At 74.4% G+C, this 20,099-nt stretch carries 15 protein-coding genes; 12 read left to right on the plus strand and 3 right to left on the minus strand.

Going from position 1 to position 20,099, the window contains the following annotated elements; translation table 11 throughout:
- The first annotated feature begins 68 nt into the window (after nucleotides 1–68).
- Nucleotides 69–560 (plus strand): DUF6099 family protein, encoded by a 492-nt coding sequence (locus ACFWJO_RS04625; RefSeq protein WP_386863360.1) that lies wholly within the window; start codon nucleotides 69–71, stop codon nucleotides 558–560.
- 158 nt (nucleotides 561–718) lie between these two features.
- Here the strand turns inward: ACFWJO_RS04625 and ACFWJO_RS04630 are convergent, their stop codons facing one another.
- The 3 genes from ACFWJO_RS04630 to ACFWJO_RS04640 form a co-directional block, all read right to left on the minus strand.
- Nucleotides 719–901, minus strand: a complete 183-nt coding sequence (locus ACFWJO_RS04630; RefSeq protein WP_386863361.1) for a hypothetical protein — start codon at nucleotides 899–901, stop codon at nucleotides 719–721.
- A gap of 336 nt (nucleotides 902–1,237) precedes the next feature.
- Nucleotides 1,238–1,783: a TetR/AcrR family transcriptional regulator gene (locus ACFWJO_RS04635; RefSeq protein WP_386863362.1), complete on the minus strand. Its 546-nt coding sequence runs from the start codon at nucleotides 1,781–1,783 to the stop codon at nucleotides 1,238–1,240.
- A 127-nt stretch (nucleotides 1,784–1,910) separates the two neighbouring features.
- Nucleotides 1,911–3,446, minus strand: coding sequence for an MFS transporter (locus ACFWJO_RS04640; protein WP_386863363.1), 1,536 nt, complete (start codon nucleotides 3,444–3,446; stop codon nucleotides 1,911–1,913).
- 230 nt (nucleotides 3,447–3,676) lie between these two features.
- On the opposite strand from ACFWJO_RS04640, the gene ACFWJO_RS04645 reads away from it, so the two are divergent.
- The 11 genes from ACFWJO_RS04645 to ACFWJO_RS04695 all read left to right on the plus strand — a co-directional run bounded on the left by ACFWJO_RS04645 (nucleotide 3,677) and on the right by ACFWJO_RS04695 (nucleotide 19,955).
- On the plus strand, nucleotides 3,677–4,582 hold the full coding sequence (locus ACFWJO_RS04645) for a metallophosphoesterase family protein (RefSeq protein WP_386863364.1): 906 nt from the start codon (nucleotides 3,677–3,679) through the stop codon (nucleotides 4,580–4,582).
- A complete protein-coding gene (locus ACFWJO_RS04650; RefSeq protein WP_386863365.1) occupies nucleotides 4,579–5,283 on the plus strand; it encodes a 4'-phosphopantetheinyl transferase in 705 nt (234 codons plus the stop codon). Before ACFWJO_RS04645 ends, ACFWJO_RS04650 begins: the two co-directional genes overlap by 4 nt.
- Nucleotides 5,284–5,434: 151 nt before the next feature.
- Entirely contained in the window at nucleotides 5,435–6,346 is a 912-nt protein-coding gene (gene mmuM, locus ACFWJO_RS04655) for a homocysteine S-methyltransferase (protein WP_386863366.1), read from the plus strand.
- Between the two features lie 84 nt (nucleotides 6,347–6,430).
- Nucleotides 6,431–8,026, plus strand: a complete 1,596-nt coding sequence (locus tag ACFWJO_RS04660; RefSeq protein WP_386863367.1) for a 3' terminal RNA ribose 2'-O-methyltransferase Hen1 — start codon at nucleotides 6,431–6,433, stop codon at nucleotides 8,024–8,026.
- Complete coding sequence (locus tag ACFWJO_RS04665) at nucleotides 8,023–10,677, plus strand: polynucleotide kinase-phosphatase (protein ID WP_386863368.1); 2,655 nt, start codon at nucleotides 8,023–8,025, stop codon at nucleotides 10,675–10,677. The genes ACFWJO_RS04660 and ACFWJO_RS04665 overlap by 4 nt, the downstream gene beginning before the upstream one ends.
- A 257-nt stretch (nucleotides 10,678–10,934) precedes the next feature.
- Nucleotides 10,935–11,660 carry a Crp/Fnr family transcriptional regulator gene (locus ACFWJO_RS04670; protein WP_386863369.1) on the plus strand — a complete coding sequence of 242 codons (726 nt, stop codon included), beginning with the start codon at nucleotides 10,935–10,937 and terminating at the stop codon, nucleotides 11,658–11,660.
- Between the two features lie 167 nt (nucleotides 11,661–11,827).
- Complete coding sequence (locus ACFWJO_RS04675; RefSeq protein WP_386863370.1) at nucleotides 11,828–12,970, plus strand: hypothetical protein; 1,143 nt, start codon at nucleotides 11,828–11,830, stop codon at nucleotides 12,968–12,970.
- Nucleotides 12,967–15,339 carry a hypothetical protein gene (locus ACFWJO_RS04680; RefSeq protein WP_386863371.1) on the plus strand — a complete coding sequence of 791 codons (2,373 nt, stop codon included), beginning with the start codon at nucleotides 12,967–12,969 and terminating at the stop codon, nucleotides 15,337–15,339. Before ACFWJO_RS04675 ends, ACFWJO_RS04680 begins: the two co-directional genes overlap by 4 nt.
- Complete coding sequence (locus ACFWJO_RS04685; protein WP_386863372.1) at nucleotides 15,336–16,766, plus strand: hypothetical protein; 1,431 nt, start codon at nucleotides 15,336–15,338, stop codon at nucleotides 16,764–16,766. Before ACFWJO_RS04680 ends, ACFWJO_RS04685 begins: the two co-directional genes overlap by 4 nt.
- Nucleotides 16,763–17,392, plus strand: coding sequence for a Pycsar system effector family protein (locus ACFWJO_RS04690; protein ID WP_386863373.1), 630 nt, complete (start codon nucleotides 16,763–16,765; stop codon nucleotides 17,390–17,392). The genes ACFWJO_RS04685 and ACFWJO_RS04690 overlap by 4 nt, the downstream gene beginning before the upstream one ends.
- A 25-nt stretch (nucleotides 17,393–17,417) precedes the next feature.
- Entirely contained in the window at nucleotides 17,418–19,955 is a 2,538-nt protein-coding gene (locus ACFWJO_RS04695; RefSeq protein ID WP_386863374.1) for a vWA domain-containing protein, read from the plus strand.
- The last annotated feature ends 144 nt before the right edge of the window (nucleotides 19,956–20,099 follow it).

A 20,099-nucleotide genomic window follows, 5' to 3' on the forward strand; every position in this document is an offset into this window, starting at 1 on the left:
CCTCACGCTGGGTAATGGAATGAGTGAGCGGTAAGCACGGGCAAGTCCGGGGAACGGGGGCGGCGTTGATGGAAGCGGAGCGATTGATCGCGACAGGCCGGCATGCGCTGGCGGAGAGCCGTGTGGCGCTGGACATCGTGGCGGAGGCCTGGCAGGCGCAGGCCCTCGCGCAGGCGATAGGCAGTCATCTCGCGCTCTGCGGCCCGATGGAGCTGCGGAGCGAGGCGCGGGGACTGAGCGAGACGGTCGGCGGGCGCGGCGGGGTGGACCACCCCGTCCTGCGCACGGGCGGGCTGCGCGCCGCGCAGCTCACCGGTGTCGGGGACGCCCGCACGGCCCTGACGGCGCTCGGCGCGCTCCTCGGCGAGGTGGGCATCGCCCTGGTGGGCGTGGCCTGCGCCACGGACGAGGAGGGGCTCTACTGGCAGTGCATCGAGGCCATCGACGCCGCCGACGAGGCCGGCGACCGGGTCCGCGCGATGCTCCGCCGCCTCGCCGTCCGTGACCGCGACCGCCCACCCGACCCGGCCCGAGGCCGGGCGGGACCGGCGAGCCGCTAGCTTCCGTCCGGTGGATCACGCGGCGCCCGAGCCGGTTCGTTCGGACCGCTGCGGCGCCCGAGCCGGTTCGTTCGGACCATCGCGGCGCCTGAGCCGGTGTGGACCACCGCGCCGAGCGTCCAGTCCTGCGGCGCCGGGGTGCGCAGGGCGGCAGCCGCCTAGGCGGAGGTCTCGTCCTGGCGCGTCGTCGGGCGGGAGCCGGCGGAGGACTGGAGGTCGGCGTCGAGCTGGGACAGGTCGGCGGTCAGGGCCGCCATCAGTTCCTCCATCTGCTGCAGCAGCCCCTTCGGGGCGCCGCCCGATGAGGGTACGGACTGCTCCGGCGCGGCTTCCTGGGACATGGCGGCCTCCTCGGCCCGGGGCCCTTCGGTGCGGGAAGGGCCACCAGAGAGAGCGACGCACCGGCAACGGCCGCCGGCGCGCGGGCCGGGCGGTCCGGCTCCGCCCGAGCCAACGACCCCTGCCCGCTCCCGGTCACTGGCCCACGGGGACGCCGCCCGCCAGGAGGGTGGATATTCACCCGACCGTGCCGGGGGAGACCATCCGCTGACGAAACGGTTGACGCGGCACGGGCCTGGGCCGCCGAGGGGCGGCGTCCCGCAGACGACTGGAGGGGCCTCGGGTCTGCCGGCCCGGTTTCGTCGCACGGCGCCCCCGGGTCCGCCGGTCGAGCGGGGTCAGGGTCGCGGAGGCCGGAGGCCGTCGATGAGGACCGTGAGGACCTGGTCGGACTCGTCGGGGGCGTGCTCTCGGGTCCAGGCCGCCCCGGCGATCAGGGCGAAGAGCCCGGCCGCCGACAGGTCGTTGCGTGCCTCGCCCGCCCGCTGGGCCCGTTCCAGGAGCTGCCGGCCGGAGGACTGCATCACCGTGCAGGCGTCGTTGAGCTGAGAGGTCTCGTCCTTGAGGCTGTCCATCAGCATGGTCACGAGCCCCCGGTACGTGGTGGCGTGTGCCACCGCCGCCCGGACCCAGGTGGCGAGGGCCGCGCCGGGCGGTGCCGTGGCAAGCAACTCGCGGGCGGTGTGGCCGAGTTCGGAAAGGCTGTCGCGGAGTATCGTCTCGAGCAGGGCCTCCCGGGTGGGGAAGTGGCGGTACAGCGTCGCGTTGCCCAGCCCTGCCTGCTTGGCGATGTCGTCGAGCGAGGTGTGGATGCCGTGCTTGTCGAAGGCCTTCCTGGCCTCGGTCAGGAGTCGCTCGTAGTTGCGGCGGGCGTCTGCGCGCATCGTGCTGTCTTCTCCTCGGCCGTGCTCGGACGGTGCCGCCGCCGTCGACGGCAGCGGCGCCATAAGCGGGGTGTAGCCCCGAATGCTATCCCGCTTCCCCGTCCCCGCCCGGTGAGGTCGCCGGGACCTACGGGGCCGTGACGTGCGGTGCGGGGCTGCCGGGCTGCTCCGGGGAGTCCTCCGCGCGCTGTTGCGCGCCGCCGCCCGTCGGGACGGAACGCATGACGAAGGTGAGCAGGATGGTGAGGGCGGTGAAGCCGGCGCCCCAGGCGAAGGCCGTGGTGACGCCCTCGGTGAGGACGTAGTCCGCGGTGCCCTTGGCGTCGAGACCGGCCGGCGCCCCGTCGGCCGCGCTCCGGCCGGCGGCGCCGAACACGGTCACCATGACGGCCAGGCCGAGCGCGCCGCCGATCTGCTGCATGACGTTCAGCAGACCGGACGCGGCGCCGGTCTCCTCGGGCGCGACGCCGGACATCAGGACGGTGGTGACGCCGACGAGCAGGGTGCCCATGCCGAGACCGGCGACGAGCATGGGCCCGAGCAGCGCGGGGACGAACGGGGCCTCGGGGGTGATCCGGGCGAACCAGAGCAGGCCGAAACTGATGGCGGCGGCGCCGACCGCGGTCAGGACGCGCGGCCCGGGCTTGGCCAGGATCCTGGCGGCGACGCCGGAGGAGGCAAGGATCAGCAGCGCGAGCGGCACGAAGGCCAGGCCCGCCTGGATCGGGGTGAAGCCCCGTACCTCCTGGAGGAACTGGGTGAGGAAGAAGAACATCGAGTTGCCGGCCGCCATCACGAACAGCAGCGCGAGGTAGCCGGTCGCGCGGTTGCGGTCGGCGAACAGCCGCAGCGGAGTGATCGGCTGGCGGGCGTGCGTCTCGATGAGGACGAAGACGGCGAGGAGCACGACGGCGGCGGCGAAGGAGACCAGGGTGAGCGCGTCACCCCAGCCGCTCTCGGCGGCCCGGATGAAGCCGTAGACCAGGGCGGTCATGCCGACGGTGGAGGTGAGCGCGCCACCGAGGTCGAAGCGGGCGGGCTTGCGCTCGGTCTCGTGGAGGAACACCGGGGCCGCGATCAGCAGGGCGGCGCCGACCGGCACGTTGATGAAGAGCACCCAGCGCCAGGACAGCCAGTCCGTCAGCAGGCCGCCGCCCACGAGGCCGATGGCCGCGCCGGAGCCGGAGACTGCCGCGTACATCCCGAGGGCCTTGGCCCGGGCCTTCTCGTCGGTGAAGTGGGTCGCGATCAGGGCGAGCACGCTGGGCGCCGCCAAGGCGGCGCCGACGCCCTGCAGGGCACGCGCGGCGAGCAGCATCCCGGCCGAGTTGGACAGGCCGCCGAGCAGCGAGGCCAGGGTGAAGACCGTGACGCCGACGAGCAGCCCTCGGCGGTGGCCGAGGACGTCTCCGGCGCGGCCGCCGAGGAGCAGCAGACCGCCGAAGGGCAGCAGGTAGGAGCTGAGGACCCAGGAGAGCCCGGTGGGGGTGAAGCCGAGTGCGGCCTTGAGGTCGGGCAGGGCGATGTTCACGACGTTCACGTCGAGGACGAGCATCGTCTGGAGGGTGAGCACGACGAGGAGCACCAGGCCGTTGCGGCGGCCCGCCGCCCCGGCGGTGGGCGGGCTCTGGCCGGCGGGGCTCGTGACGGTCTCTTCGCTCATGATGCGGCATCTCCTCGGCAAGTTAAACGGGGACGTTCCACGGTTTTGGCTCCCGAACATACAGGGACTGTCCCCGGTTATCAATCGGCAACGGTGCCACCACAGTTGAAGGCGACGCCGCGTCAACCGGCACCAGCTGGTGCGGCTCCACGAGGTACGGTCGTCCCGGAGGGTCCGCCCCCATCGACGGCGCGCACCGGGACCGACCGACCGACGACAGGAACGACGGCATGACCGAGAGCAAGGGCCGCCTGCTGGCCATCAGCGACCTGCACGTCGCCTACCGGGAGAACCGGGCGATCGTGGAGTCGCTGCGGCCCACGACGGACGACGACTGGCTGCTCGTCGCCGGGGACGTCGGCGAGATGTCCGAGGACATCGAATGGGCCCTGTCACTGCTGAGCGAGCGTTTCGCGCGGGTGGTGTGGACACCCGGCAACCACGAGCTGTGGACGCCGAAGGAGGACCCGGTCCAGCTGCGCGGCCAGGAGCGGTACGAGCACCTGGTCGCCCTGTGCCGCCGCCTCGGCGTCCTGACGCCGGAGGACCCGTACCCCGTGTGGCACGGCGCGGGCGGCCCGGTCACGGTGGCACCGCTCTTCGTGCTGTACGACTACTCGTTCCGCGTGCCCGGCGTCACCACCAAGGAGGAGTCCCTCGCCCGCGCCGAGGAGAACGGCGTCGTCTGCACCGACGAGTTCTTCCTCCACCCCGACCCGTACCCGAGCCGCGAGGCCTGGTGCGAGGCCCGGGTCGCGCTGACCGAGAAGCGCCTCGCGGACTGCGACCCGGAGCTGCCGACGGTACTCGTCAACCACTACCCGCTCGTCCGTGAACCCACCCGGATCCTGCGCTACCCCGACTTCGCGCAGTGGTGCGGCACGGAACGGACCGCCGACTGGCACCTCCGCTTCCGGGCCCGCACCGTCGTCTACGGCCATCTGCACATCCCCAGGACCACCTGGCACGACGGGGTGCGCTTCGAGGAGGTGTCGGTCGGCTACCCGCGCGAGTGGCGACGGCCGCGCCATCCGGAGGTCGGACTCCGCCAGATCCTGCCCGAGGATCCCCGGCCCGTGCGGCTCCGGCCCGAGGAGCCCGCGGCCGAAGAGCTGAAGCCCGAGGAGGGCAGGTGATCGAACGGCTGGTGCCGGAGGGCGTCGTCGCCGTGGACGCGTTCGAGGACGTCACCGAGCCGGGCGACCTCCACCCGGCGGAGGCCGCGCTGATCGCGAAGGCCGTGGACACCCGGCGCCGCGAGTTCACCACCGCCCGCTGGTGCGCCCGGCAGGCCCTGGCGGGCCTGGGCGCGCCCGCCGCGGCGCTGCTCCCCGGCCCGCACGGCGCACCGGTCTGGCCCGACGGCACCCTCGGCAGCATCACCCACTGCGCGGGCTTCCGCGCGGCCGTCGCCGCCCGCTCGCCCGCCGTCACCGCCCTCGGCATCGACGCCGAACCGAACGTGTCCCTGCCCGACGACGTCCTCGGCGCCATCGCCCTGTCCGGAGAGCAGCGGCATCTGCGCGAGCTGTCGCGGGCGGAGCCCGAAGTCCGCTGGGACCGGCTGCTGTTCAGTGCGAAGGAGGCCGTGTACAAGTCGTGGTACCCCTCGACCGGTCAGCGCCTGGACTTCGAGGACGCGGCCCTCACCTTCACCTTGAACGAGGACACGAGCGCCGGCACGAACGACACCACGGACGGCGGCAGACGTCTCGGCGGCGGCTTCACGGCCCGGATCCTGTCCGCCGCCGCGCCGGCCGTCGCCCTGCCCGACCGGCTCGAAGGGCGCTGGCTCGCCGAGCGGGGGCTGCTGCTCACCGCGATCACGGTCGTCTGACGCCTCCACGGCGGCAGGGCGGACGCACGGCACGAGCAGGGCGCGCGGGGCGGGCGGGGAGGTACCGTGCAGAGAGGAGAGTCGATCTCCGCGCAGACCGTTTGGCTGTTCGACTGTTGGACCGTTCGACCGTTCGCAGCAGGGGTGACCGATGAAACCGGACCGTTCGCTCGCCGCCGCCCTCGGTGAAGGGGTGCTCGTCCTCGACGGAGGGCTCTCCAACCAGCTGGAGGCACAGGGCTGCGACCTGTCCGACGCGCTGTGGTCCGCGCGGCTGCTCGCCGACGCGCCCGAGCAGATCGAGGCGGCGCACGCGGCCTACGTGCGCGCCGGGGCCCAGGTCCTCATCACCTCCAGCTATCAGGCCACGTTCGAGGGCTTCGCCCGGCGCGGTGTCGAACGCGCCCGGACCACACGGCTCCTGGCCCGCAGCGTGGAGCTGGCCCGGGCGGCGGCGGAGCGGACCGAGCGGGAGATCTGGGTCGCGGCCTCCGTCGGGCCGTACGGGGCGATGCTCGCCGACGGCAGCGAGTACCGCGGCCGGTACGGGATGTCGGTGGCCGAGCTCGAACGCTTCCACCGGCCCCGGATCGAGGTCCTCGCCGGGTCCGGCGCGGACGTCCTCGCCCTGGAGACCGTGCCCGACGCCTATGAGGCCGAGGCGCTGCTGCGGGCCGTCGGCCGGCACGGCGCGGTGCCCGTCTGGCTCTCGTACACCGTGGAAGGCGCGCACACCCGGGCCGGGCAGCGGCTCGAGGACGCCTTCGGGCTCGTCGCGGGGCTCGACCAGGTGGTCGCCGTCGGCGTCAACTGCTGCGACCCGGCGGACGCCGGGCCCGCCGCGGAGATCGCCGCGGCCGTCACGGAGAAGCCGGTCGTCGTCTACCCGAACAGCGGAGAGCGCTGGGACGCCGGCACCCGACGCTGGCACGGCGGCACCACCTTCGCCCCGGCCACCACCGCCGGCTGGCGCACCGCGGGGGCCCGCCTGATCGGCGGCTGCTGCCGCGTCGGCCCGGACACCGTCGCCGCCCTGGCCGCGAGCCTGACCGCCACGCCGTAACCGCGCACCGGCCTCCCCGCCGACCCTCTCCCGGCCTCGCGAAATACGTTGTGACCGGGCGGCGCCGAGGTCATGCTGGAACGCATGTTCCTGACGATCAGCACCACCGGCACCGTCGAGAAACCCGCCACCGACCTGGGCTTTCTCCTGCACAAGCATCCCGGGAAGGCGCAGTCCTTCTCGACGTCGCACGGCACGGCGCACGTCCTCTACCCCGAGGCCGGCCCCGAGCGGTGCACCGCCGCGCTGCTGCTCGAAGTGGACCCCGTGGCGCTCGTCCGCCGCGGCAAGGGCAAGGGCCGGGGCGGCGCCCCGGACGCCGCCCTCGCGCAGTACGTGAACGACCGCCCGTACGCCGCGTCCTCGCTGCTCGCCGTGGCGCTCGCCAAGGTGTTCAAGAGCGCGCTGAACGGGAGCTGCGCCGCGCTCCCGGAGCGGGCAGCCGCCCCGCTGCCGCTGCGGATCGAGGTCCCGGCCCTGCCCGCGCGCGGTGGCGCGGAGCTGGTGACACGGCTGTTCGGCCCGCTGGGCTGGGAGACGGTGACGGCCGAACCGGTGGCGCTCGACCCGGAGTTCCCCGAGTGGGGCGACTCCCGCTACGTACGGCTCGTCCTGGAGGGCGAGCTGCGGCTCGCCGACGCGCTCAACCAGCTCTACGTGCTGCTGCCGGTGCTCGACGACGCCAAGCACTACTGGGTCGCGCCGGACGAGGTGGACAAGCTGCTGCGCGCCGGTGACGGCTGGCTCGCCGGCCACCCGGAGCAGAAGCTGATCACCAGCCGCTACCTGTCGCGCCGTTGGGGCCTGACCCGCGAGGCGACCGAGCGCCTGGAACTGGTGCGGCTCGCAGAGGCGGACGGACTGGCCGTCGAGGACGTCGACAACGCGGTCGACGAGACCAAGGACACGGAGGACCGGCCGGTGCCGCTCGCGGAGCAGCGCCGCGAGGCGATCCTCGCCGCCCTGCGTGCCGCCGACGCCACCCGCGTCCTCGATCTCGGCTGCGGGCAGGGGCAGTTGGTGCAGGCGCTGCTCAAGGACGTGCGGTTCACCGAGGTCGTCGGCGTCGACGTGTCGGCGCGCGCCCTCTCGATCGCCGCGCGCAGGCTGCGCCTGGAGCGGATGGGCGAGCGGCAGGCCGCCCGGGTGAAACTGCTCCAGGGCTCCCTCGCGTACACCGACAAGCGGCTGACCGGCTACGACGCGGCGGTGCTCAGCGAGGTCGTCGAGCACCTCGACCTGCCGAGGCTGCCCGCGCTCGAATACGCGGTGTTCGGCTCGGCCCGGCCGCGGACGGTGCTCGTGACGACCCCGAACGTCGAGTACAACGTGCGCTGGGAGTCGCTGCCGGCCGGACACGTCCGGCACCACGACCACCGCTTCGAATGGACCCGGGAGGAGTTCCGGGCCTGGGCGGCGCGCGTCGGCGAAACCTACGGATACGAGGTCGGGTTCACGCCCGTCGGCCCCGACGACCCGGAGGTCGGTCCGCCGACGCAGATGGCGACCTTCACCCGTACCGACCAGGACACCACCCAGAGCACCGACCGGAACACCGACACCGACCGGAACACCGACACCGGCCGGAACACCGACACCGACCGGAACACCGGCACCGTCGAGAACCCCTGCACCGACCTGAACAACACCGACCAGAACCCGAAGGAGGACGCGGCATGACCGAGACCACCGGCACCACCGGCACCACCGAGACCACCGGCACCACCGAGACCACCGAGACCACCGGCACCGCCGGGTCCGGCGAGGTCCCGAGCCGTAAGCTGCCCGTCACCGATCTCTCCCTCGTGGTCCTCATCGGCGCGACCGGATCCGGCAAGTCGACCTTCGCGCGGCGCCACTTCAAGCCGACCGAGATCGTCTCCTCGGACTTCTGCCGCGGCCTCGTCGCCGACGACGAGAACGACCAGGGCGCCAGCAAGGACGCCTTCGACGTCCTCCACTACATCGCCGGCAAGCGGCTCGCGGCCGGGCGGCTCACCGTCGTCGACGCCACCAGCGTGCAGCGCGAGGCGCGCCGGCAGCTGGTCCAGCTCGCCCGCGAGCACGACGTGCTGCCGATCGCGATCGTCCTCGACCTGCCGGAGTCGGTGTGCGCCGAGCGCAACGCGGCCCGCCCCGACCGGGCGCACCTGCCCCGCCACGTCATCCAGCGCCACCGCCGCGAGCTGCGCCGTTCCCTGAAGGGCCTGGAGCGCGAGGGCTTCCGCAAGGTGCACGTCCTGCGCGGCGTGGAGGAGGTGGAGGCGGCCGAGGTCGTCCTGGAGAAGCGCTTCAACGACCTGCGGCACCTCACCGGTCCGTTCGACATCATCGGTGACGTCCACGGCTGCCGCTCCGAGCTGGAGACGCTGCTCGCGAAGCTGGGCTACGTCGACGGCCGCCACCCGGAGGGCCGGACCGCCGTCTTCGTCGGCGACCTGGTCGACCGCGGTCCCGACAGCCCGGGGGTGCTCCGCCGTGTCATGGGCATGGTGGCCGCGGGGGACGCGCTGTGCGTGCCCGGAAACCACGAGAACAAGCTGGGCCGCTGGCTGCACGGCCGCAAGGTGCAGGCGACCCACGGCCTCGCCGAGACGATCGAGCAGCTGGAGCGTGAGCCGGAGGAGTTCCGGGCCGAGGTGTCGGCGTTCATCGACGGTCTGGTCAGCCACTACGTCCTCGACGAGGGCAGGCTGGTGGTCTGCCACGCGGGCCTGCCGGAGAAGTACCACGGCCGCACCTCCGGCCGGGTGCGCTCGCACGCCCTCTACGGGGACACGACCGGCGAGACCGACGAGTTCGGGCTGCCGGTGCGCTACCCGTGGGCGGAGGACTACCGGGGCCGGGCGACCGTCGTCTACGGGCACACGCCCGTGCCGACCACGGGCTGGGTCAACAACACCATCTGCCTGGACACCGGAGCCGTCTTCGGCGGGAAGATGACCGCGCTGCGCTGGCCGGAGCGCGAGCTGGTCGACGTACCGGCCGAGAAGGTCTGGTACGAGCCGGCCAGGCCGCTCGCGACCGGGGCGCCCGGCGGGCACCAGGGCAGGCCGCTCGACCTGGCCGACGTGCACGGCCGGCGCATCGTGGAGACGCGGCTGATGGGGAACGTGGCGGTCCGTGAGGAGAACGCGGCCGCCGCCCTCGAAGTCATGAGCCGCTTCGCGGTCGACCCGCGGCTGCTCGCGTACCTGCCTCCGACGATGGCGCCGACGGCGACGTCGAAGGCGGACGCCCGCGGCGGAGCCGCTGACGAGCAGTTCCTGGAGCACCCGGCGGAGGCGTTCGCGCAGTACGCGGCGGACGGGGTCGAGAGGGTCGTGTGCGAGGAGAAGCACATGGGCTCGCGGGCGGTGGCGCTGGTCTGCAAGGACGCGGCGGTGGCGGCGGAACGGTTCGGCGTGGCCGCCGCGGACGGCGTGACCGGCGCGCTGCACACCCGCACCGGACGGCCGTTCTTCGACGATCCGGAGACCACCGAGCTGGTCCTCGGGCGGCTGCGGGCGGCGATCGGCGCCGCCGGGCTGTGGGACGAGCTGGACACCGACTGGCTGCTGCTCGACGGCGAGCTGATGCCGTGGTCGCTGAAGTCGGCCGGGCTGCTGCGTTCCCAGTACGCGGCGGTCGGCGCGGCGTCGCGGGCGGTCTTCCCCGGCGCGCTGGGGGCGCTCGAACAGGCGGTCGCACGAGGTGTGCCCGGGCTCGACGGTCTGCTCGGCCGGCAGCGCGAGCGGGCGGCGGACGCGGCGGCGTTCACCGAGGCGTACCGGCGCTACTGCTGGCCGACCGAGGGCCTGGCGGGCGTGCGCTTCGCGCCGTTCCAGGTGCTCGCCGCGCGCGGGCGTTCGCTGGCCGCCGTACCGCACGACGAGCAGCTGGCGTGGCTCGACCGGCTGGTCGAGCACGACCCGACCGGTCTGCTCCAGGTCACGCGGCGGCTCGTGGTCGACCCCGCCGACGAGGCGTCCGTACGCGCCGGGACCGACTGGTGGCTGGAGCTGACCGCGGCCGGCGGCGAGGGCATGGTCGTCAAGCCGCTCGCGGCCGTGGTCACGGGCGCCGACGGGCGCCCGGTGCAGCCGGGCGTGAAGGTCCGCGGCCGGGAGTACCTGCGGATCATCTACGGCCCGGAGTACACCCGCCCGGACAACCTGGAGCGGCTGCGCGAGCGGCACCTCGGCCACAAGCGCTCGCTGGCCCTGCGGGAGTACGCGCTCGGACTGGAGGCGCTGGACCGGCTGGCGGACGGTGAGCCGCTGTGGCGGGTCCACGAGGCGGTCTTCGCGGTCCTGGCCCTGGAGTCGGAGCCGGTGGACCCGCGACTGTGACCGCGCGGTGACCGTCCCGCATGGGGCGCGCGCGTGACCGTCACGCGGGGGGCGCAAGGGGGCTGAAAACAGCGCTCCCTTGCGCCCCTCGTGTCCGCCCCCGGCTGCGTTGACGCGATTCTTCGGGTGCCTCTAGCGTTCTTCACCCCACGGTGTGACACAGCGTCAACAATGTGACTGCGGTTGCGTGTTGGTGCTCTCCGTGGAACGAACAAGCACGCGAGATGCGCGACCTCGTGCGGGGGTGTGAGCGACCGTTGAGTCTTTTCGGCCAGGACCGGTCGTTCCTCCACGCCCTCCCCGCGAACGACCGCCGCGCACTGCTCGCCGAGGGCGCCCCGCGCCATTACGAACCCGGCGAGATCATGATCAGGGAGCGGGACACCACCGTGTACGTCCTCGCCCTGCTCTCCGGCTGGTCGGTCGTCTCGGTCGGCACCGAGCGCGGCGCCCGGCTCATCCTGGCGCTGCGCGGTGCCGGCGAAGTGGTCGGCGACCTCGCGGCCGTCGACCGCCGCCCGCGCAGCGCCACCGTCACGGCGCTCGGCCAGGTCGAGGCCGTCGCCATCTCCGGCGACCGCTTCCGGCGCTTCCTGGCCGCCCGGCCGCACGCCACCTCACTGATCATGCGGCAGCTCGCCACCCGGCTGCGCAGCGCCGACGTCGAACGCCGCTCGCTGGCCTCGGAGACCGTGCTCCAGCGGCTCGCCGCCCGGCTCGTCGAGCTCGCCGAACGGGCCGGCCGGCGCGCCGAGTCCGGCACCGTATTGGAACTTCCGCTGCCGCAGCACGACCTGGCGGCGGCCATCGGGGCGACCCGGGAAGCCGTGGCCAAGGCGCTGCGGCTGCTGCGCGAACAGGGGGTCGTCCGTACCGCCCAACGCACCGTCGTCGTGGTCGACATGCCCGTCCTCGTGCTGCTCGCACAGGGGCGCGCACACCCCGGCGCACATCCGTCCGACAAACAACCCCCGGCTGTGTAAACGGCTACATCGCCCACGGGCCACAGCCGCCAGGCTGGACCCGTCAGCAGCACAGGAACAGGACCGGGTCAGGACCGGGTCAGGACCGGGCCCGGTCCGGGTCGGGTCCGGGTCGGGTCCGGACCAGCACGGAAGCACCACATCGGAGCACATCTCTAGGAGTCCGAGTGAGCACTACGGGAGCGAGCGCGGGAGCGGACCAGGGGGCGAGCGCGGGTGCCCTCCACCGCCTCGTCGTCTTCGGGGACGTCGTCGGCTCCGGACGCCTCGGCATGGACGGGAAACGGCTCGCCCGCGCCGCCATGTACGAGGCCTTCGGAGAGGCGTACGCCTCCGTGGGCATCGAGCCCGGCACCGTCCACCAGGAGGACCGCGGCGACGGCATCCTCGCCGCGCTGCGCCCGGACGTGCCTCCGGCGCTCATGGTCGGACGCTGGATCGACACGCTCTACGAGAGCCTGCGCGCGCACAACGGGCGCAGCCGCGGCCGGCTCCGGCTGCGCGTCGGCATGAACGCCGGGCTCGTCCTCGACGACGGCCGCGGGCTCGTGGGCCGGGCCGTCGACCTGGCCTGCCGGCTGTGCGACAGCGCGCCCGCCCGCCGGATCATGGCGGACGCCCCGGACGTCGACCTGCTGATCGTGGTCTCGGACTGGCTCTACCGGAACGTGGTGGCCGAGGGCGGCCGCTACGTCGAGCCGGACCACTACCGGCGGGCCGCCGTGGTCGCCAAGGAGACCGCGGAGGACGCCTGGTTCCACGTGCCGCGGCTGCCGGAGCCGCCGCTGGCACCCCGGACCGGCGGTGGGCCGTCGCGGGGGGACGGCTCACCGCCCGGCACGCCCGCGCCGCGGCCTTCGCCGAGGCCGCCGTCCGAACCCCCGGGCGACGTCTCGTCCCGGCCCCCGTCCCGCCCCTCGCCGAAACCCTCGTCGTCACCGTCCCGGGCGCCCGCGGGCAACCGGACGTACACCGCCGGGCGCGACATCCAGGTGATCGAAGGCAACACGATCCACGGCGGGTTCACCGGCATCCGCAACGACGTGCGCGACGACGCGCGGAACGGGGTGCGGAAGGGGGTGCGGAACCCTCTGCCGGACCCCGTGCGTGACGAGGTCCCGGAGGAGGACTGGGAGCCGGACTGGGACGAGGACCAGCCCGCAGAGGCGGAGGAAGCGGCGGGAGAAGCGGCGCAGAAGGCGGCGCGGATAGCGACGGAGAAGGCGGCGGAAGAAGCGGCTCGGGAGACGGAGGCCGACGAGGCGTCCGAGGCCCCGGGCTGGTACGGCGAGCGGGAGGAGCCGGCATGAGCGACGACGACCTCGACCACGGCGGTGCAGCCTCTTCCGACGCGGATCCCCAAGCCGATCGCGGCCCGGCGAACGCCGGCGGCGCGGGCGGCGGCGCCAAGGGCGGCGGCCGTGACGGCGCCGGCTCCGGCGGTGCGGCCCCGACGGCTGACGGCGCGTCCGGCGAACCGGCCCGCGACAGCAACCCGTTCGACAGCATGGGCCGGGGCCGGCTCGGCGGGACGGGCGGCACCGGTGGCGCGGCCACCGCGCGCGCCGCGCTGCAGTCCCTCCGCCAGGGCGCGCCGGGCGACCACCGCAACTCCGCGGGCCGTGACGCCTACGTCCACTACGGGGACCGCTTCGACTTCTGGTACCAGGACCGGTCGGACTTCGTGCAGGGCACGGTCCCGGCGGAGACCCTGGACCACCTCGACGACGTGTACTGCGAGACGGCCGGCTACCAGCGGATGAAGGAGCGGCTGCGCAGCCATCGCGTCCTCGTGCTGTGCGGCGAACCGGGCAGCGGCCGCAAGGCCACCGCGCTCGCCCTGCTCGCCGAGGTGGCCGCCCGCCGCGTGTACCGGCTCGACCCGCGCCACGGGGTCGACGAGATCACCGCCGACGCCCTCCACGAGAAGGCGGGCCACCTGATCGAGCACCGCCCGGAGGAACTCCGGGCCGAGGGCGGCCCGCGCCGCTCGTCCGGCGAGCGCGGCGAACCGGCCCGCCGCACGCCCGTGCGCCTCTCCGAACTCCACCTCGACCGCTTCGCCGACCTCCTCGGCGGCGTCGACGGCTACGCCGTGATCGTCGTCGGCAACGGCGACCTCGCGGACCGGCTGCTGCGCGGACGCTACGGGATGTACTGCGCGCCGCCGCCCGCCGCCGACGTCCTGCACCGCCACCTGAGGCTGCTGCTGCGCGGCGCGCCCGAGGAGGCGACCGCCGAGGCGCGGGAGCTGGCCGTCAGGCCCGACGTGGTCGAGGCCCTCGGCCTCGAGGAGCTCCGGCCGCGCGAGGCCGCCCGGCTCGCCGACCATCTGGCCGGGCACCGGCGCGGCACCCTCACGGACCAGCGGCTCCTGGAGGAGTGCGCCTCCTTCGTCCGGGTCCAGGCACGCGAGTGGTTCGCCGGCGCCGACCGGCCCGGCACCCTGCCGGAGGCGCTGCCGATGCTCAACGCCGCCGCGTTCCGGATCTCCGTGGCCGTCTTCGACGGCTCCGCGTACAGCATCGCCACCGAGGCCGCCGAGCTCCTGGCCTGGGAGTTCGCCGTCACCCTCGATCCCGAACACCCCTCTGGACGGCGCCTGTTCGGCACCCACGCCGAACACCGGCCGGTGCTCGCCCGCTCGGTCCTGCAGGACGGCGAGCTCGACCTCGGCCGGGCCAAGGTGCCCGTGCGGGCCATCCGCTTCCAGGGCACCGCGCTCGCCGGCGCCGTGCTCGCCGAGGTCTGGCACGGCTACCACAACGTGCGCGGGCCGGTCGCCCGCTGGCTGCGCGCCCTGTGCGACGACCCCCGGCCCGAGGTGTGGGTCCGGGCGTCCATCGCGGCCGGGGTGCTCTGCTCCTGGGACTGGATCCACGGCTACCACGAACTCGTCGCACCGCTCGCGGGCATGGACGACCCGGTGGCGCGGATGGCCGCGGCGACGGCGCTCGCCGAGGCCGCCCGCGATCCCGAGGTACGGCCGGCGGTCGCCGCCACCGTCAAGGACTGGGCGGAGTCGGACGACGCCAACCTGCTGGACACGGCCCTGCTCACCCACGGGTACGAGTACGCGGCGGGCGGCCTGCGCGGCTCGCTCGACGCCATCGCGCGGGTGGTCAGGACGCGGGAGCCGGACGACGTCGACGTGCTCGTGGCCGCCGCGTTCAGCCTCACCCGGCTGCTCGCCTCCGGCGACCCCGAGCCGGTCCTGAGGCGCCTGCAGCGCTGGCTCGTGGACGGGCGCCTGACCCTGGCCAACCTCGTGCACGTGACCGTGATCAGAAGCCTCACCGCCCGCACCACCTACCTCTGGGGCCTGCGCGACGTCCCCGAACTCGACGAGCACGCCGCCCGCCCGCTGCTGGTCGCGCTGCTCGCCACCCGGCCCGAACTCGCGCCGGCGCTCGGCGGCCTGCTGCGGCACAGCCTGAACACCGCACGGGCCGGGGAGACCGCGCTCGACGGCCTGGGCAGCCTGCTGCGCCGCGCCGCCAAGGACGCCACGGCCCTCGACCTCGTGTGCGGGTTCCTGCCCCTGATCTCCGTCGAGCGCCGCGACCGCGACCGGCTCCGCGGCCTCCTCAACGACCTGGTACGGGACCGGGACCGGCCCCTGGACAAGAGCGCCGCGCGCCGCATGTGGGACGCCGTCGCGGAAGGAGCGAAGCGATGAACGGGCCGAACCCGGACGGACGGGAGCGGATGCGGGACGAGCGGGAACCGGGCCGGCAGCGCGCCCAGGACCGGCAGGCGCAGCAGGGCCAGGGCCGGGCACGCGCCCAGGGCCAACAGGGACAGCAAGGCCGGCAGGGCGGTCAGGGCCCGCAGGGCCGGCAGGGGCAGCAGAACCAGCGTCAGGGCCAGGGGCAGGCCCAGGGCCAGGGCGCCCGGCGACGGGGCGGCGGGCCCCTCGGGCCGCTGCTGCGTGAGTGCGCGCCCCCGTACCGCCGCACCAGCGGACAGATCGCCGCGGTCATGCTCTACCGCAAGGGCGGCCACCGGATCGTCTGGCCGGACCGCAAGGAGGACGTCGACAAGCCCTTCCTCCGCACCCCGTACACCATCTTCGAGGTCCAGCTCGGGCGCCACGTCACCGAGTTCGAGCTCCAGCTGCCCGCCGCCGGGGACGGCTCCTCGTTCAGCGTGCGCGTGCGGGTGCAGTGGACGGTCGAGGACCCGTACCTCGTCGTCAAGGAGCAGGCGTGGAACGTCGCGGAGCTCCTCCACGACGACCTCCTTGACGGACTGCGCTCGCTCTCCCGCCGCTTCCGGCTCACCGAGGCCCAGCGCGCCGACGAGGCCGTACGGGACGAGCTGGCCTCCGGCCGCCTGGTCATCGGCCGGGACATCGGACTGCGCACCCAGGTCTACGTCTTCTTCGACCTCGCCGAACCCACCCGGGAGGAGGTCGCCCGCGGCGACCTCGTCGGGGTCGCCAGCCGGTCCGACGACCGGGTGGCCGAGGCCGAGCTGCGCAGGGAGGAATGGGAGCGGAGGCGGATCGCGGCCCGTGCCGCCGACCTCGAAGCCATGTTCCGGCGCGGCGACCTCGCCCAGATCGCCCACCACATGGCCCGGCACCCCGACCAGGAATGGGAGATCCGCACCCAGCTCCAGCGCGAGAAGCGCGAGGGCCAGGCCGACCTCCTCGCCGTCTTCAACAAGCTCCTGGACTCCGGCGTGCTCGAACGGCACGAGATCGACGAGCAGGCGTACCAGATCCTCCAGCACCTGCGCGGCAGCACCGGCACCATCCTCGGCGGCGTCGCCGACCGGGTCCTGGAGACCACGCGCCACTCCGGCCCCCGCGCCCTGGAGCCCTCCCGCCCGGAGCCCACCGCGCCCAACTGGGGCGAGGAGTCGTTACCCGACGCGCCTGAGGACCCGCGCGTCTACGAACCGACCCGCGTCCAGGCCTCCTTCGAGACCGAGGACCCCGAGGACCCCGAGGACGCCGACGGCCGCGGTGACCGCAAGCGCGGCGACGACGCCTACGACACCCGCGGGTCGTACGGCCCGCACGACGGCGGCGAGCCGTACGACGCTCCCCGGCGGCCCTCCCGGCCGAGCGCCGAGTTCGACGACTGGGACGACGAATGAGCACCCCCCAGGGCGGCAGCGCCTCCGCGTCCACGCCCACAACCGCGTCCACGCCCACACCCGCCTCCGCGTCCACGCCCGCACCCACGCCCACAACCGCGTCCACGGTCACGCCCGCGCCTCCGCCGGCTCCGGTCCGCGCCACCCCGGCGTCCGTGCCGGACGCCGCTGAACTGCGGCGGATGGCCGAGCAGTTGCTGGCCACCGTCCGCGAGGACATCGGCAGGGCCGACACCAAGGCCGCGATCCTGCTCTCCGGCGCGCTCGCCTTCCTCGCGATCGTGTTCTCCCGGGACAGCGGCCCGCTCCCGGCCGGCGGCGGTCTCGCCCTGCTCGTCACGGCCGGCGGGCTGTGGACCGCCGGAGTCCTGATGCTGGTCTCCGTCGTCCTGCCCCGCACCAGGCCCGGCGCCGGCCGCACCCTGCTCCGCGACCTCGTCTCCGGCACCCAGGCGGACGCGCTGCGCGCCCGCCTGGAGGCCGCCGGCCCGGACGCCACCGGCTGGCTCCTGGAACAGGCGAGCGTCCAAGGGCTCGTCCTCGCCGCCAAATACCGGTGGCTGCGGCTCGGCGTCGCCGCCCTCGTGCTCGGCGCCCTCCTGGCCCTCCTCAGCGAACTGTGGTGACACGACCATGAAGGTGACCGTGCTGTTGACCCCGAGGCAGAGCCTCCGCAAGGGCGGCCCGCTCCTCCGCCACCTCCTGGCCGGGGCGCCGCTCGTCCTCTCCGCGCTGCTCGTCCTGTCCGCGCCGCTCGGCGGCCCCGCCGCCGCGGCCCCCTACGCGCCGCAGCCGCGCCAGGCCGTGGCCGCCGATCCCGCCGAGGGCGCCGACCCGATCGACTTCGCGGTCGTCGTCGACCAGTCGAAGAGCCTGTCCGACGAGGACCTCGCCCGGGAGACCGAGGCCGCCGCCCTGCTCAGCCAGGGCGAGATCTCCGAGCGCTCCCGGGCCACCGTGATCGGCTTCGGCAGCTCGGAGAAGCCCGGCCAGTCGCCCGTACGCGAGGTGTGTCCGCCGACCGTCGTCGACGCGGCCGGACGACAGCGGCTCAGCGACTGCGTGAAGGAGCTCGCCCGCCGCGACCGGTCCAGAACGGGCCCCGGCACCGACTTCCCGGCAGCCGTCCGCCAGGCCGTCACCCGCCTCACCGAGGGCGGGGGCCCCGGCGCGGCCGACGACAAGGCCCGCAAGACGCCCAAGGTGGTCTTCCTGCTGACCGACGGCCGGCTCGACGTCAGCGACAGCCCCGAGTACGGCGCCGACGGCCCGAGCCGCCAGTCCAACGGCGAGAAGCGCCTCGCCGAGGAGCTGGCCAGGGCGCGGGACGCCGGGGTGCAGATCTGGCCGCTGGGCTTCGGCGGCCAGATCGACCGGACCGCGCTCGCCGCGATGGCCGAGGGCGGATACCGCGGCGCCTGCTCCGACGTGCCCGGCTCCGTGCCCAGGATGCGGGTGGTCGCCGGCTCCGCCGAGATCGACAAGGCGCTCCAGGAGACCTTCGCCGCCGCGCGCTGCGCCCGGATCTCCCACGGCACCGTCGGCAAGCCGCCCGCCGACCTGTACGTGTCGATCCCGCCCATCGCCACCGACGGCTCCCTGACCGTGAGCAAGCACGACCCGAAGGTACGGGTCACCTACTACGACCCGGCGGGCCGCAAGGTGCCCACGCGCGGCGACTTCGACGGCTCCGCGTTCGAGGTGAGCGGCGCGGACGGGCCGGTCGAGGCCCTGCGCGTCAAGAACCCGCTTCCCGGCCGCTGGCGGGTGCGCGTCGAGGCCCCCGAGGGCCACCGGGACCGCGAGGTCGCCGTCCGGGCCATCTGGCAGGGCCGGCTGCGGTCCGCCGTGGTCCTTGACCCCGTCGCGCCGCGCCCCGGCCAGGAGGCCGTCGTCGAGGTGCGGATGCAGACCCGGCGCGGCGTCGTCATCACCGACCCGCGCCAGCTGGAGGGCATCACCGTCACCGCCCGGCTGACCGGCGAGGGCGGATTCGCCCCGGTGACCGTCCGACTGGCCGACGACGGCAAGGCGCCCGACCGCCGGGCCGGGGACGTCCGCTTCACCGGCAGGCTCACCGTGCCGGTGAGCGCGACCGGAGACCTGGAGATCACGGCGGACATGTCGGCGCCGGGCGTCACCTCCGACCGGCGCCCGTTCCACACCCGTGTCACCGAGGGCAACCCCCTCCTGGATGCGCAGATCTCGGTCGACCAGGCCACCGTCCACCCCGGCGACACCGTGCGCGGCCGGATCGACATCACCAACAGGGACACCGTCCCGCACACCCTCCGCCTCGCTCTGGAAGACGGCCAGGACGGCCAGGACGCGTCGGGCAGCTCCGGCGGGGCGGGCACGGCGCCCGGGAGCGGGAGCGGGACCGGCACCGGCGCCGCTGCCGGGCTGAAGATCACGCCGGCCACCGTCGTCGCCCGGCCGGGCCCCGCCACGAGCGTGGAGTTCACCCTCACCATCGGCCGTGGCACCCCGCTCGGCGAACTCGGGGGCCCGCTGCTCGTCCTCGACACCGACGACGGCGACCGCAAGCTCGACAACGCCTTCTTCGACATCCGCGTCGAGGCACCGCCCACCTGGTGGGACCGCTGGTGGCCGTACGTCGTCGGCGGCGCCGTCGCCGCCGCCCTGCTGGCCGCCGTCGCCGCGGTCCGGATCGCCGCCCGCAACCGCATCCGGGACCTGACCGGGGTCAGGCTCGAACTCCGCAGGGACGGGCGGGTCCTGGACACGCTCACGGTCCGCACGGGCCAGAGCGGGGGCGGGGAGTACCTGTTCACCGTCGAGGAGCCGCGCGGGGCCGCGCCCACGTTGCGGCGCGCCCGCGGCGGCGGGTCCGCGCACCGGCTGCGCAGGACCGGCGCGGGCGAGCTGCTGATCCGGCCGCACCGGGGCCGCGAGTCGTCGATACGGCCGGGTGAGCCGTTCGGCCTCGACGAGTGCGAGCTGGTGGTCAGGGACGGCCGGCGGCCCGTCCGCGACCGACTCCAGGGCGGTGGCCGCCTGCTGTCCGTCCCGCGCCCCGGACGGGCCGGTGGTGTCGGACGGCCGGGCCGCCCGGGACGGCGCGGCGGCTCCGACGCGCCGTCCGACGCCACGCCACCCACGATCACGGGCGACGCGACCCCGCCGACCACGTCCACCACACCCGCCGTCTGGGACCCGGACTTCTGATCGGGGCCGCGCCCCGCACCACCGCGCCCCGCACCACCACGGCCCCCGACGGCCAGAGCACCGACACCCCACGCAGCGACACCCCACGCACCGACATCGCACGCACCGACATCGCACGCACCGACATCGCAGGCACCGAGACAC

The sequence above is a fragment of the Streptomyces sp. NPDC127092 genome, from assembly GCF_042722475.1.
In the GTDB taxonomy this organism is placed as follows: Bacteria; Actinomycetota; Actinomycetes; order Streptomycetales; family Streptomycetaceae; genus Streptomyces.